The organism is Sandarakinorhabdus sp. (assembly GCF_041689835.1).
Classification (GTDB): domain Bacteria; phylum Pseudomonadota; class Alphaproteobacteria; order Sphingomonadales; family Sphingomonadaceae; genus Sandarakinorhabdus.
Window position 1 is genome coordinate 1 of record NZ_JBDNFM010000234.1, and the last position, 13690, is coordinate 13690.

General features: G+C 61.4%; 13 protein-coding genes. 6 read left to right on the forward strand and 7 right to left on the reverse strand.

Features of this window, described 5'->3' with window-relative positions; genetic code table 11:
• Window positions 1-45 precede the first annotated feature (45 nt).
• From ACESL8_RS12275 to mutM, 7 genes are all read right to left on the reverse strand, one after another.
• Window positions 46-921, reverse strand: coding sequence for an SIMPL domain-containing protein (locus ACESL8_RS12275; RefSeq protein ID WP_372919268.1), 876 nt, complete (start codon window positions 919-921; stop codon window positions 46-48).
• 419 nt (window positions 922-1340) lie between these two features.
• The gene (locus ACESL8_RS12280) at window positions 1341-2120 is read right to left on the reverse strand and encodes an SDR family NAD(P)-dependent oxidoreductase (protein ID WP_372919270.1); all 780 of its coding nucleotides are present in this window, start codon (window positions 2118-2120) and stop codon (window positions 1341-1343) included.
• Window positions 2121-2191: 71 nt separating this feature from the next.
• Complete coding sequence (locus tag ACESL8_RS12285) at window positions 2192-3055, reverse strand: DMT family transporter (protein WP_372919272.1); 864 nt, start codon at window positions 3053-3055, stop codon at window positions 2192-2194.
• A gap of 78 nt (window positions 3056-3133) precedes the next feature.
• Window positions 3134-4534: a chromosomal replication initiator protein DnaA gene (dnaA, locus tag ACESL8_RS12290; RefSeq protein ID WP_372919274.1), complete on the reverse strand. Its 1401-nt coding sequence runs from the start codon at window positions 4532-4534 to the stop codon at window positions 3134-3136.
• A gap of 92 nt (window positions 4535-4626) precedes the next feature.
• Window positions 4627-5010, reverse strand: coding sequence for a hypothetical protein (locus ACESL8_RS12295; protein WP_372919276.1), 384 nt, complete (start codon window positions 5008-5010; stop codon window positions 4627-4629).
• 235 nt (window positions 5011-5245) lie between these two features.
• On the reverse strand, window positions 5246-5515 hold the full coding sequence (rpsT, locus tag ACESL8_RS12300; RefSeq protein ID WP_372919278.1) for a 30S ribosomal protein S20: 270 nt from the start codon (window positions 5513-5515) through the stop codon (window positions 5246-5248).
• 92 nt (window positions 5516-5607) lie between these two features.
• A complete protein-coding gene (mutM, locus tag ACESL8_RS12305; RefSeq protein WP_372919280.1) occupies window positions 5608-6447 on the reverse strand; it encodes a bifunctional DNA-formamidopyrimidine glycosylase/DNA-(apurinic or apyrimidinic site) lyase in 840 nt (279 codons plus the stop codon).
• 69 nt (window positions 6448-6516) lie between these two features.
• Between mutM and ACESL8_RS12310 the strand changes: the two genes are divergently transcribed.
• The 6 genes from ACESL8_RS12310 to ACESL8_RS12335 all read left to right on the forward strand — a co-directional run bounded on the left by ACESL8_RS12310 (window position 6517) and on the right by ACESL8_RS12335 (window position 13149).
• Window positions 6517-7248 (forward strand): class I SAM-dependent methyltransferase, encoded by a 732-nt coding sequence (locus tag ACESL8_RS12310; RefSeq protein WP_372919282.1) that lies wholly within the window; start codon window positions 6517-6519, stop codon window positions 7246-7248.
• A 28-nt stretch (window positions 7249-7276) separates the two neighbouring features.
• Window positions 7277-8785 carry an AarF/UbiB family protein gene (locus ACESL8_RS12315; RefSeq protein WP_372919292.1) on the forward strand — a complete coding sequence of 503 codons (1509 nt, stop codon included), beginning with the start codon at window positions 7277-7279 and terminating at the stop codon, window positions 8783-8785.
• Between the two features lie 46 nt (window positions 8786-8831).
• Window positions 8832-9062, forward strand: coding sequence for a phosphoribosylformylglycinamidine synthase subunit PurS (purS, locus tag ACESL8_RS12320; protein ID WP_372919284.1), 231 nt, complete (start codon window positions 8832-8834; stop codon window positions 9060-9062).
• A complete protein-coding gene (purQ, locus tag ACESL8_RS12325) occupies window positions 9059-9724 on the forward strand; it encodes a phosphoribosylformylglycinamidine synthase subunit PurQ (protein ID WP_372919286.1) in 666 nt (221 codons plus the stop codon). The genes purS and purQ overlap by 4 nt, the downstream gene beginning before the upstream one ends.
• Before the next feature lie 471 nt (window positions 9725-10195).
• Complete coding sequence (locus ACESL8_RS12330; RefSeq protein ID WP_372919288.1) at window positions 10196-11008, forward strand: hypothetical protein; 813 nt, start codon at window positions 10196-10198, stop codon at window positions 11006-11008.
• Window positions 11005-13149, forward strand: coding sequence for a DNA methyltransferase (locus ACESL8_RS12335; RefSeq protein ID WP_372919290.1), 2145 nt, complete (start codon window positions 11005-11007; stop codon window positions 13147-13149). Before ACESL8_RS12330 ends, ACESL8_RS12335 begins: the two co-directional genes overlap by 4 nt.
• Window positions 13150-13690: the final 541 nt, after the last annotated feature.

The following is a 13690-nucleotide window of genomic DNA, read 5'->3' on the forward strand; positions in this document are numbered from 1 at the left end:
CCTTTCGGCGCCGCCCTCGCATGAGCGAGCATGATTTTCGGCTCGTCAACCGGGCGGCAGCAGCCCGTAAATCACACAGGCCTGACCAGCGAGCGCAAAAATCGGCGGCTGCATGGTCACCTGCACATCGCCGGCGAGCTTTTCGAGTCCGAGCGTTGGCGGCGATAGTGGCGGCGCGGGCGCTGGCGCGGCATCGGAATAGCGCGACATTGCCGACGGGGCCTGCACATCGGTTGCCGGGCTTTCGCCGGCATAACTGGGCCAGCCCGCCAGCACCTGGGTCTGGCAGACGCCGCCTGACGGATCGATGACCTTGACCATGCCAAGCCTGCTGCCGGCAGCGGCGGCGGCAAGCCGGGCGCGGCGGGCCGCATCCTTGATAGCGGCTTCATACAGCCAGGTTTTCAACTCATTTTCCGGCTCGAGGCTGAACTGGGGCGTGTCGATTGCCGAAGGCCGCGCTGCGACCGCCAGGCGATAAGCGCGTTCCAGCACGCCAGGTTCGCGCACCTCCACCACCAACACTGCGGTCACCTCATAGGCCTCGATCTGATCGGCGCGCTGGTTTTCGGCGATGGTGCCGTCTTTCTGGCGGTACTGGTCATAAAGTGGTCGGGTGCTGAGACTGGTGGTCAGCCGCACCCGGTCCTTGCCAAGCCCGGCCAGCGCCGCATCAAGCTCCCGCGCCTTGCCGGTGGCGGCGGTAGTGGCAGCAGCAGCGGTTTTTTCCACCGCCGAGAAGCGCACTGCAAAGCGTGCGCGGTTGGCGGGCACCTCGGTGCGGACATGGCCCATCGATGCGATCACCGGGTCTTTCATCCACCACGGCGCCGGGATGAACGGCTGGCCGATGCTGGCGGGCGGGGTTTGCGCCAGCACGGGCGCGGCGAGGAGAGCAAACAGCATAAACGGATGTTTCATGCTGCTTGCATGGGGCAGGGCGACTTGCGGTGAGGTGAACGGAAGGCGCGGTGCGCGGGGTTCAGGTGGGCGCTGTCCTACGCGGGACGGGCCTGTCATACGTCCTGGTGGGCCGTCTTGCGGGGCAGGCCGGCGCGTGAACTGGTCAAGGCGAAATTCCCTGATTCGATACGAAACGTAAAAACTGGCAGAACTGGATTGGCGGGCTTGTTGCCTGAAAATACGATGAAAAAGGGCGTTTGGGTCGCGGCCGGCGGCAAAGCCGCCGAGTCCGCTTGGGGTGCCAGGAAGACGGAAGTGAGGGCGTGGCAAAGCCACGCCGTCGGACGAGTCAAAAAGGGCGGGAATTACCCCGCCCTTTTTGACTCGCCGTCCGCTCTTGAGCGAGTCGGCAAATAGCTGAGCTATTTGCGCGCCGCTCAGCGAGGCGCCATCCGGATGCCGCCATCCAACCGCACATCCTCGCCGTTGAAATAGGAATTGCGGCACATTTCCACCGCCAGTGACGCATATTCCTCCGGTATGCCCAGACGCTTGGGGAACAATACGGTGGCGGCCAGCGCGGCTTTCACATTGTCGGGCGCGCCCTGCAGCAGCGGCGTGTTGAAGATGCCGGGCAGGATGGTGTTGATGCGGATGCCTTCGCCCGAAAGATCGCGGGCAATCGGCAGGGTCATGCCCACAACGCCGCCCTTGGACGCCGAATAGGCTGCCTGGCCGATCTGGCCGTCTTCAGCGGCCACGCTGGCCGTATTGACGATGGCGCCGCGTTCGCCGTTTTCCATTGCGGCCAAGCTCATCATGCCGGCGGCCGATTTGGCGATGCAGCGGAAGGTGCCGACCAGATTGATCTGGATGATCCGATCAAAGGCATCGATCGGGAAATGCTTGATGCTGCCGTCTTCCTTGGAACGGCTGGCGGTCTTGATGGCGTTACCGGTGCCGGCGCAATTGATCAGGATGCGTTCCTGTCCAACAGCGGCGCGCGCCTTGGCAAAACCGGCATCAACCGACGCATCGTCGGTGACGTTCACATGGCAGAACACGCCGCCGATTTCAGCCGCAACGGCTTCACCCTTTTCGGCGTTCATGTCGAAGATGGCGACCTTGACGCCGTGGCTGGCGAGCAGGCGCGCGGTGGCAGCCCCCAGGCCCGATGCGCCGCCAGTGACGACCGCCGACAAACCTTCCAGATTCATGTTTTTGCTCCCGAGGAATAACTGGAATGCTTATGGGCAGCACGGCCGCCCGCCGCAACCTTTCCAAACAATCAGTCCGACTTCGGCCGCAGCTGCGCCTCACGCCACGCCAGATAGATGGTGGACAGCAGGATAAGCGCGCCGCCGGCCAAGGTCAGCGCGTCATAACGTTCGCCAAACAGCAGCACGCCCGCTGCCGTTATCAGGCCGAAGCGGACGAAATCGAGCGGCAGCACCGCCGACGCTTCGGAAAAGGAAAAGGCGCGGGTGAGCGTGAGTTGGCCGATGGCCGCCGCGGCCCCGATGCCAGCCAGATAGGGCCACACGACTGGCGGCGGCGGTGTCCATACGAACAGGGCAACCGCGAGGCTGGGCACAGTGGTCAGGATGAAGGTCCAGGCCGCCACGGCGCGCGGATCGTCCACGCCCACCAGGCTGCGCATGGCGACAATGGAATAGCCGGTGGCAACAGCGGCAATCACACCGGCGGCAATGCCCGGCGTCAGCGGCATCTGGCCGGGGCGCAGGACCAGCAGCATGCCGACAAAGCCCACTGCCAGCGCGGCAATGCGGCGGGCGCGGATCCGTTCGCCCAGCATCAGCACGGCGCCCACCGTGCCGAACAGCGGCGCCGTGTAGTTGATCGCCAGAGTGGTGGCGAGCGGCGCGTTGGCCACCGCATAAAACGTGCCCATGGTGGCGATGAAGCCGGAGGCGGCACGGCCGAGATGAACCTTCAGCCGATCGCGCCGGATAAGGCCGGGATTGCCGATGATCATTGGTAACAGGAACAGCAAACCAATGAGATTGCGAAAGAAAACGATTTCAAAACTGTGCAGATGAAGGGCGGCATAACGGATCATCACCCACATCGACGCAAAAGCGAAGCAGGAAACGATAAACCAGAAGGGGCCGGAGCGGGCGAGGCGATGCACGCCGTCCCGGTTACGCGCAAGCAGCGGGGGTGGGAAGGCCGCCCATCTGCCCGATCAACCGTCCAGTCAGTTGCCCTCTTAGCCGTCCAGCAAGCGGGTAAGGGTCGCCACGTCGCTGTCGATCTCAGTATCGTCGGCGCGCAGCTGTTCCACGCGCTTTACCGCGTGCATTACCGTGGTGTGATCGCGCTTGCCGAAGCGGCGGCCGATTTCGGGCAACGAGCGCGGCGTCATTTTCTTGGCGAGATACATGGCAATCTGGCGCGGGCGGGCGACGTCGCGGGCGCGGCGTTCCGACAGGAGTTCAGCCACCTTGAGGCCGTAATAATCGGCCACTTTGCGCTGAATTTCGTCGATGGTGAGCTTTTTTTCGTGGGCGCGCAGCAGATCGGCCAGCGTTTCGCGTGTGAATTCAAGACTGATCGGCTTGCCCACCAGCAAGGCAAAAGCGGTAACGCGGTTGAGCGCGCCTTCGAGTTCACGCACGTTAGCGGTGATCTTGCGCGCCAGGAATTCGATCACATCGTCGGGCACGGCCACCCGGTTGCCCAGCCCGGCAACCTTGGCGTGCAGGATGTTCAATCGCAATTCGTAGTCGGCCGGGTTGATATCGGCGACGAGGCCCCATGCCATGCGCGACAGGATGCGATCCTGGATGCCTTCAAGATTTTGCGGCGAACGATCGGCGGTGATCACCAGGCGTTTTCCCGCACCGATGATCTCGTTCATGGTGTGGAAGAATTCTTCCTGGGTCGATTCCTTACCGGCGATGAACTGAACATCGTCGATCATCAGCAGATCGACGGAGCGCAGCCGCTGCTTGAAGCTGATCGTGTCCTTGGCGCGCATCGCGGCCATGAATTCGACCATGAACTTTTCGGCCGACAAATAGGCGACCCGGCCGCCGGGGTGATGCGCCAGATAGTCGTTGCCGATGGCGTGCCTAAGGTGGGTCTTGCCCAGCCCGGTGGTGCCATGCAGGAACAGCGGATTGAAGCCCGGCGTGCCCGGTTCGGCGATGGCAAGCGCAGCGTTGTAGGCCAGCTCGTTGGACTTGCCGACGATGAAGTTGCCAAAGCTGTAGCGTGCATCGACGGGCAGCGGCTGGCTGGCAGTAGCCGGCGTTACCGCCTTGCCGAGCGGCGGTGTCACCACGACGACCTGACCGACCTGCACTGCAACGCGGCGGATCGACGGCTGGTGCTGCGACCAGTGGCGGCGTAGCAGTTCGGCATAATGGCTGGTGACCCAATCGGCGGCAAACGCCGACGGCGCAGCCAAACGCAGCGTGTCGCCATCGCAGCCCGCCAGCACCAAAGGCGCCAGCCAGGCTTCGAAGCTGTGATCGCCAGCATCCACCTTCAGCGCGGCCCGAACGCGGCTCCACACGTCGCAGTCGCTGACGGCAAATTCGCCCGAACCATCGCGAGGGACTGGCTTGAATGCAGAGGGCAACACTGATGCGATAGCTATCGACACGCACCCCTTCCTTTCGCCGACGTTCGGCCATAATATTGGGACATCGCCCCCCGTCTGCGAAGAGCTATTCCATTCAATTGCGCGCGATGCCGTCAGGCTGTTTTCCAGCCTGACGCAGTTCTCCCACCGCGCCTGAAACAGTGCACAGCAAGCATCGCTTTTACGTGATTGACCCGCTTGGCATTCATAATGCCGGCCGGCTCAAACCCCACTTCAAATAAGCAGGGCGAGCCCATCGCTGCAAGCGACCAATTTCCATTAACATTCAAATAAACTGTTGACAGCCAATCCGTTGACCCACCGTGGAGGGCTAGGCAACTCTTTGGAATCACGCACCGAATCATTGCCGTTTGCGGCGATGATGCAAAGGCTGTGACGGCTAACTGCTTGGATTTTTGTGTCAAAGCAATGACGCTTTGATGACGACGCATTGCCTGCCGCAGGCAATTTTGCAGCGCATCAATTCGCTTGTGCACCGCACCAATTTACCGCACGTTCCTCTGTGGAAACTATGCGGGCAGCCAAGGGCGACGAATCGGCGATTCCGGCGCCGAATCACCTCCAGCAGCAGCAAACAAACGGCGAGACCGCCGCCAGCAGCGGTAAGGAGTTCGAGACAAAATAAAACGGGGCGCCGCCAAATGGCGGTGCCCCGTTTTAAAATTACATATCGGAGCGCGATGTGCGTCCGATTCAATCAGGGCTGCACGATCAGGCGATTGCCAAACCCTTCACACGGGCGGCAAGGCGGCTGATTTTGCGAGACACGGTGTTCTTGTGGAGCACGCCCTTGGCAACGCCGCGCATCATTTCCGGCTGGGCAGCCTTCAGGGCTACAGCTGCAGCGGTGGCATCGCCGGCGGCAAGACTGGATTCGACCTTCTTGACGAAAGTGCGAATGCGGCTGACGCGCGCTTTATTGATCGCGGCGCGGCGGTCGTTGCGGCGGATGCGCTTTTCAGCCTGGGGCGTGTTGGCCATGATTTCCTGCAAGTCTGTTCAATGGTTGTCAGGCAGCGGCCCTTGCAGGCCTCGCCAGAAGAAAAACAACTTAAGCGAGGGCAGCGCTGTGGTCAAGCCTTGTCGCGCGTCCGCAGGGGCGGCTGGCACGCCGGGCAGAAGAAGCTGGAGCGGCCGGACTGGATAATACGGGCCACCGGCGCGGCGCACGCCGGGCAGGCAGCGCCTTCGCGGCCATAGACGGCGAAATCCTTCTGGAAATAGCCCAATGTGCCGTCGGGCGCCGCATGATCGCGCAATGTCGAACCCCCGGCGGCAATGGCTTCAACCAGCACTTCGGGGATCGAAAGCACAAGCCGCTTGAATTGTGCCGCCGTCACCTGCCCACCCGGCGTTTGGGGGTGGATGCCGGCGCGGAACAGCGCCTCGCACACATAGATGTTGCCCAGACCCGCGATGAGTCGCTGATCGAGCAGGATGACCTTGGCCGGCGCCAAGCGGCCGGCAAAGATGCGTTTCAGCAGGGCAAGGTCATAGTCTGGCCCCAGCGGCTCCGGCCCGATGCCGGCCAGCAGCGGGTGGGCCGGCGCATCAGCGGTCACGGCAAGATCGAGGCTGCCAAAGCGGCGAGCATCGTTGAAAGCCACCACGCGGCCATTGCCGGTTTCGAAGACGACATGGTCGTGCTTTTCCAGCGGCCCCGGATCGACGCGCATTCGCCCCGACATGCCAAGGTGGATGATCAGCGTGTCGCCGCGATCGGTTTCGACAAGACCATATTTGGCGCGCCGGCCCAGCCGCACCACAGTTGCCCCTGTCAGCCGCTGGCCAAGCGCTTCGGGGAGCGGCCGGCGCAGATCCGGCCGGTTGGCAATGACGCGGGTGAAGCGCTGGCCTTCCCAGACGGGCGCCAGGCCGCGCATCACGGTTTCGACTTCGGGCAATTCAGGCATGCCGCGACATAGGCGGCGTTTGCATGGCCGCCAAGCCTCGGCTAAGCCGCAGGCCGAAAAGGACAGACGATGAGTGACACTGTCAACTTTGGTTATGCAGAGGTTTCGGCCGAGGAGAAAACGCGCCGCGTGGGCGATGTTTTTCGTTCGGTGGCAAAGCGTTACGACATCATGAATGATCTGATGTCGGCGGGTATGCACCGGGTGTGGAAGGATGATTTCGTGCGCCGGGTGAAGCCGCGCGCTGGCGAGGATATTCTTGATATGGCCGGCGGCACCGGCGACATCGCGTTTCGCATCGAAAAACACGGCGCCAACGTGACGGTGGCTGATATTAACCCGGCGATGCTGGAAGTGGGCATGGAGCGCGCTGCCGAACGCGGGTTGACCAGCCTCATCTGGCGCGAGGAAAACGCCGAGGTTTTGTCGTTCCCAAACAATAGCTTCGATGCCTACACCATCGCCTTTGGCATCCGCAATGTCACCGACATTCCGGCGGCGCTGAAGGAAGCCCACCGCGTGCTGCGTTATGGCGGGCGGTTTTTCTGCCTCGAATTTTCAACTACCACCTGGCCAGGTTTTGCCGATGTTTATGACGTTTATTCGGAAAAATTGGTGCCGCGCATAGGTGAATTGGTGGCCAAAGATGGCGAATCCTACCGCTATCTCATTGAATCGATAAGGCGCTTCCCCAAGATGACGGAATTTTCCGCCATGATCGGCGCGGCCGGCTTCACCCAGGTGAACTACACGCCGATCCTGGGCGGCGCAGTGGCTATCCATTCGGGATGGAAGGCCTGATTTGATTGCGCTGGTTCACTTGTGGCGGATGCTTGTCTGGGGCCGGCGCATGGCCCGGCACGGCGCCCTGCGCCCATTTGAGGACCGGCGGTTGCCGGCGGCTGTACGGCTGGTGGCAAAAATCGCGCGTTTCGGCAGCGGCGCGCCCAAAACGCCCGATTTTGCCGCTGGTCTCGCCGCTGTTGGCCCGGCTGCCATCAAATTGGGCCAGGCGCTCGCCACCCGGCCCGATCTGATCGGCATCGAGGCCGCCACCGATCTCGCCCGCCTGCAGGATCAACTGCCGCCAATACCGTTCAGCCAGATCGAACCAGCGCTGAACGCGGCATATGGTGACTGGAAAACCCGCTTTCAGTCGATCGAGCCGATCGCCGTGGCCGCAGCCTCCATCGCTCAGGTGCACAAGGCCGTGACCAGCGAGGGCCGCACGGTCGCCATCAAGCTGCTGCGTCCAGGCATCGAAGCTGATGTCACGTCGGCGCTCGCCACCTACGAATGGGGCGCGGGCCACATCGAAGCGCTTGGCGGCGAATTTGCCCGGCTGCGCCCGCGCGCCATCATCGCCACCTTCAAGAGCTGGATCGAAGCCGAGCTCGACCTACGCCGCGAAGCCGCCAACGCATCGGAACTGGCCGAGATACTGGCGGGCGAGGCGGATTTCGTCGTGCCCGGCATCGACTGGCAACGATCGACCCGCCGCATCCTGGTGATCGACTGGATCGACGGCGTCAAAGTGTCGGACCGCGCCGCCATGGCCGCTCTGGACGTTGACCGCGCTGCGCTGGCCCGCGTGCTGGTCGATGGCTTTCTGGCCCAGGCTATCGCCAAGGGTTTTTTCCATGCCGATCTGCACCAGGGCAATCTGTTCATCATTCCGCCCGGAAACGGAGCCGATCATGCCCGCATCGGCGTCATCGATTTCGGCATCATGGGCCGCATCAATCGCCGGGCGCGGCTGTATCTGGCCGAGATCCTGCACGGGCTGGTGACCGGTAATTATGCTCGCGTCGCGGAAATCCATTTCGAGGCCGGTTACGTGCCGCCGCATCACAATCCGGCCGCCTTTGCCACCGCCCTGCGCGCCGTGGGCGAACCGATCCGCGGCCGCCAGGCCAAGGACATCGCCATCACCGATCTGCTCGAAGGCCTGTTTTCCATCACCCGTAGTTTCGACATGCCGGTGCAGCCGCATCTGCTGCTGCTCCAAAAAACCATGGTGATGGTCGAAGGCGTAGCGCTGACCATCGATCCCCACGTCAACATGTGGGAATTCGCCGAACCCTATGTGCGTGACTGGGTGCGCGATGAAATGGGTCCGGAAGCGGTGATTGCAGACAATCTGGTGCTCAATTTCCGGGCGCTGCGCCAGTTGCCGCGCATGTTCCGCCAGTGGGTGGCCGAAAATCCCATGCCCGGCGCCGCGCCGCCGCAAGCCCCGTTGCCGCCACTGCCGCAAAAGGCGGTGGGCGGCTGGTCCACCCCGTGGCTGCTGCTGGCTGCGGGGCTAGGCGCAGCCGCGGCCGTACTGCTGGCGTGAACCGCCACCCTTGCACCTTCCGAGCGGTCGGCGTATGGCCGCGCCCATGAAAGTCACTGTCACCGTCACCCTAAAAAATGGCGTGCTCGACCCGCAGGGCCGGGCCATCGAATCGGCGCTGAAAGGCCTGGGTTTTGACGGGGTCGGCGAAGTCCGCGCCGGTAAGATCATCGAGCTGGAACTGGCCGACGGAACCAGCCGCGAGACGGTCGAAGCCATGGCCCGCCAGCTGCTCGCCAACACGGTGATCGAGAATTTCCGGATCGAGATGCCGTGAAGGCAGCCGTCATCGTCTTCCCCGGCTCCAACTGCGACCGCGATCTGGCCGACGCCATCACCAAGGTGACCGGCACCGCCCCCGCCATGGTGTGGCACGGCGACGCCAGCCTGCCCGATGGTCTGGATTTCATCGGCATCCCCGGCGGATTCTCGTACGGCGATTATCTGCGCTCCGGCGCGATGGCCGCCCGCTCCCATGTCATGCAGGCCGTGGTGCAAGCCGCCGGCGAAGGACGCGCCGTGCTCGGCATCTGCAACGGCTTCCAGGTGCTCACCGAAGCCGGGCTGCTGCCAGGTGCCCTAATGCGCAACGCCGGGCTGAACTTCGTCTGCCGCCACGTGAGCCTCGAAGTGGTCAACAGCCAGTCCATCTTCACCAGCCGCTATGCCGCCGGCGAAACCGTTACCATCCCGGTCGCCCACCACGACGGCAACTATTTCGCCGACGACGAGACTCTGGCGCGCCTCGAAGGCGAAGGCCGCGTCGCCTTCCGCTACGCCGAGGAGGTCAACGGCTCCGCCCGCAGCATCGCCGGCATCCTCAACGACGCCGGCAACGTGCTCGGCATGATGCCCCACCCCGAACGCCTGATCGAAGACGCCCAAGGCGGCACCGACGGCCGCCGGATGTTCGAAGCCGTGCAGGCAGCGTTGGGCTGAATTTCAAGAGGAAGTGATGCCTCCGGCGGGCAGGGCCTGAGGCCCTGCACCCACTTTCGTTTTCGGGGCGGTGCGTGGTAGCCGCATTGCGCCCCTATTTTGGTCGTTCGAGCCAGTTCCCTAATTGCCCGAAAGCGGACGGCGGATAGCTCTTATTTAAATGACCGATTTAGGGACGTTGCGGCCGTTCCCCGCGGCTGTCGTGAACGACAGCTTCCGACCTGATCGCAGACGTAATGCATTCCGATTGAGCTTCCTGTAAGCAGACGAAATCCAGCACGGCTCTGACATTTTGCAATGTGTGAGAACGTGTTGACCGATGCGCCTTGTGACAATCGACCAGTTATCCACAGGTTTTTTAGGGTCAGTCAGATGACGGACTTCACGGAAGCAAAACTCTACGTCACAATCACCTTATGAAAGTTGGTTAGAACAGCCAAAACTGTTTGATGCAAAAAATGAAGAGAAGACATGACCACGACCTGTTTTGATATTTTTGCGCAGTGCAGCGAAGCTGTTCACAAAGGCGAGCTGATCGAATCCGTAAGCTCGAAAGACAAGGAATTTCACTTCCAGAACTGGTTTGAAAAGCGCCTCAGTTGCCTTGCGCTAAACTTTGAGGGGTCCGGGCGCAATACCTATCCCGACTTCAGCCTTGTGAAATTCACTGAAGGCTATGAAGTCAAGGGCCTCGCCTGGCCCGGCCGTGAGCGCGACTATGATTCCAACAGCCAGGTTCCGACTGGTCAGCACAATGGCCGGCAGATTTTCTACGTATTCGGCCGATATACAGCCGATCTATTGCCCTATCCTGAAGCAGACAACGGCCGCAGGCAGTATCCTGTGGTCGATTTTGTTCTCTGCCACGGCGACTTCCTGAATGCCGATCATGAATACGTCCACAAAAACAAGAATGTGAAAGGTTTCGGCACTTACGGCGATATTATGATCCGCGACCGGAAGATGTATGTCGCACCGACCCCGTTTGCATTGACCGAAGGGACCACGGGAATGATGACGCTCATCGTTCCTGAAGGCTTCGGCGATGATGCGCGTTTTCAGGTCGTCGGCAGGCTGACGCGCATCGAGGCTGACAGCCTTGTTGTCGGCTACACCTTTGACCTGCGGACAAACGAGATCAAGGCCGAGAGGATTCCGAACCCCCGCGCGGGCACCGAACACCGGTTTGTTGCTTACCGGCTAAAGTCCCAGGCAGCTAAGCCCGTGGTGATGGCTGGACACCTGCCGCAGCCCCTCGACCTTGGCAACGGGGATGACGAATGAGCACCGCATCAGCCCGTGTTCATGCCTCCATCGACCAAGGTACCACCACTGCTCTTGAGGCGTCATTCCCTATCCTTGAGGTCAGTCAGGTCGCGGAGCAGGAGAGCTGGCGCAAGGAAATCAATCGACCACTATACCACATTCACAAATGGTGGGCGACGCGTCTCGGGTCGGTTTTTCGCGCCATTACGCTGGCCGCGCTCAGCCCGCCGGGTCAAGACCAATGGGCTGGTTTCTACCGGCATCACAGCTTCACCGGTAAAGTTGTGCTCGATCCCTTCATGGGCAGCGGCACGACCCTGGGCGAAGCCCTGAAGCTCGGCGCAAAGGCGGTAGGCTGTGATATCAACCCGGTCAGCAGCTTCCTTGTCCGCCAGGCGCTAACGCCCGTGCCGGAAGAAGCATTGCGCGCGGCCTTCGCCGCGCTTGAGGCAGAGGTCGCGCCGGAGATACGGCGCTATTACCAAACGCGTGACCCTGATACAGGATCACTCATCCCGATCATGTATGCCTTTTGGGTGAAGGTGGTAGACACGCCCTGCGGCGAGGAAGTGCCGTTGTTTGCCCGCTATATCTTCTCGCAGGACGCCTACCCAAAGAAGAAGCCGCGCGCGCAGATCGTCTGCCCGTCCTGTTGGAGCGTGTCCGAGGACCGCTACGACGCCCAAGCCATCACATGCGGCGGTTGCGGCTACCATTTCAATCCGCAGGAGGGTCCGGCCTCCGGCCAGACTCTAACGACAAGGCAGGGCCGTTCCTACAAAATCAAAGAGCTTTTGCCAAAGAAAGGCCCGCCTCGGCATCGTCTTTACGCCCTTATGGCGATGCGCCCGGATGGCGAGAAAATCTACCTCTCTGCTCGACCCGAAGACCGCGCTTTGTACGACGAAGCGGCTAGGCGTCTAGCCACTGAGGACATACCGTTACCGACCTTCGCCGTGCGGCCGGGTCACAACACTGACCAGGCGCGCGGCTATAACTACCACGCATGGCGGGATTTCTTTAACGCTCGCCAACTCCTCTGCTTCGGTCTTCTTCTGCGCGCCGTCACGCACATCGAGGATTGCGCTGTGCGCGAGCAGCTTCTCTGCCTATTTTCCAGCACGCTTGAGTTCAACAATCTCTTTTGCAGCTTCAAGGGCGAAGGTACAGGCGCTGTCCGGCATATGTTTTCGAACCATATTCTGAAACCCGAGCGGACCCCGCTGGAAAACTCCGTATGGGGGACGAGCCGCAGCAGCGGAACGTTCGCCTCGCTATTCGAATCTCGCCTGTTGCGGGCAAAACGATACCTTGATGAGCCATTCGAGCTGCGGCTTGAAGCTGATCTTCTTGGAGGTCGCGCACGCTCATCTAAAGTCGTCGCCAGTGCACCGATTGCACCGATCCTTACCCAAAACTGGGAAGAAACTGCCGCCAGCAGGACGAGCGCGGCCCTGATCCTAAACGGTAACAGCGCACAACTACCGCTGCCGAATGGTGTTGTAGATGCCATTATCACCGACCCGCCTTATTTCGATTTCGTACACTATAGCGAATTGAGTGACTTCTTCTTCGCCTGGCTCTCACCGGTCTTGAAGGAAAAATATCCATTCTTCGCCCGCGAAAATTCCTTCGCTAAAGGTGAAGTGCAGAACAAAGACCCTATTACATTTGCGCGCCATTTGGGGCTTGTCTTCTCTGAGTGCCGCCGTGTCCTGAAGGATGAAGGCGTACTCGCCTTCAGCTTCCACCATTCCCGCCCTGAAGGCTGGGCCGCCATTTACAGGGCGCTTGCCGACGCGGGGCTGACGGTCGTTGCGGCACACCCCGTTCACGCTGAGCTGCGAGCAGCCAGCCCAAAGGCGGCCGCAAAAGACCCTATCAGCCTTGACGCGATCCTCGTCTGCCGTAAGCAGGCAGTCGTTCATCCTAAGCCTTATTCAGTCCCCGCAATCCTTGCGGAGACGGCAGCTCATAGCCTCACGCTACGCGCCGGGGGCTTAAGCTTGTCGCGAAGCGATCAGTTCGTCATCGCGGCGGCACGCGCCTTGATTGCAGCAGGACATGAGAATCTCACCTTCGACGAAATGGCACGACGCCTAGAGACTATTCAGTCGATTTTGTTAGAGGGACAGCCGCTACCGCTACAGGCTGCCTAATGCACCCACTTGTTGCAATTCCGGGGACACAATACGAAATACACCTCCCCCAACCACGCCGCTGAGCCTCCTGCACCCACCTTCTATCTCGGGCGGTCCGCTCCCTAAAAAATCACCCGTCATGCTGAACTTGTTTCAGCAGCCATGGTGTTTGCGCCTCTCCATACGGTCCTGTTGGGGCCTTGGCTTGGGAATGAATAAGCGGGACCCCGGATCAAGTCCGGGGTGACTTGTGGCTTTGGGAAGGGCTGCCTTAAAACGAACGGGTGCAGGGTCTGCGACCCTGCCCGCCGGAGGCACACTAATTTCTTGCCTCCGTTTGCTCCCTCCCGCACCGTTCTTACCGGGAGGCTCCACCATGCACACACGCCGACAATTGCTCGCCATGGCATCCGCTGCCGCGCTGGTGCCGCGCCAACTCGCCGCCCAGGTCGTGTCCCAGGTGGTGGTGTAGGTCGCGGTTGGCCATCGGCGATCTTCGGTTAGGTTTGGGTTGCAACATCCAACCAACGGAGATCACCGATGACCGACGATACGATGA

Bases quoted from the DNA above. Each gene is read 5' to 3' on its own strand.
- ACESL8_RS12275 (WP_372919268.1), bottom strand. From the start codon at position 921: ATGAAACATCCGTTTATGCTGTTTGCTCTCCTCGCCGCGCCCGTGCTG.
- ACESL8_RS12280 (WP_372919270.1), bottom strand. From the start codon at position 2,120: ATGAATCTGGAAGGTTTGTCGGCGGTCGTCACTGGCGGCGCATCGGGC.
- rpsT (WP_372919278.1), bottom strand. From the start codon at position 5,515: ATGGCCAACACGCCCCAGGCTGAAAAGCGCATCCGCCGCAACGACCGC.
- mutM (WP_372919280.1), bottom strand. From the start codon at position 6,447: ATGCCTGAATTGCCCGAAGTCGAAACCGTGATGCGCGGCCTGGCGCCC.
- ACESL8_RS12310 (WP_372919282.1), top strand. From the start codon at position 6,517: ATGAGTGACACTGTCAACTTTGGTTATGCAGAGGTTTCGGCCGAGGAG.
- ACESL8_RS12315 (WP_372919292.1), top strand. From the start codon at position 7,277: ATGCTTGTCTGGGGCCGGCGCATGGCCCGGCACGGCGCCCTGCGCCCA.
- purS (WP_372919284.1), top strand. From the start codon at position 8,832: ATGAAAGTCACTGTCACCGTCACCCTAAAAAATGGCGTGCTCGACCCG.
- ACESL8_RS12330 (WP_372919288.1), top strand. From the start codon at position 10,196: ATGACCACGACCTGTTTTGATATTTTTGCGCAGTGCAGCGAAGCTGTT.
- ACESL8_RS12335 (WP_372919290.1), top strand. From the start codon at position 11,005: ATGAGCACCGCATCAGCCCGTGTTCATGCCTCCATCGACCAAGGTACC.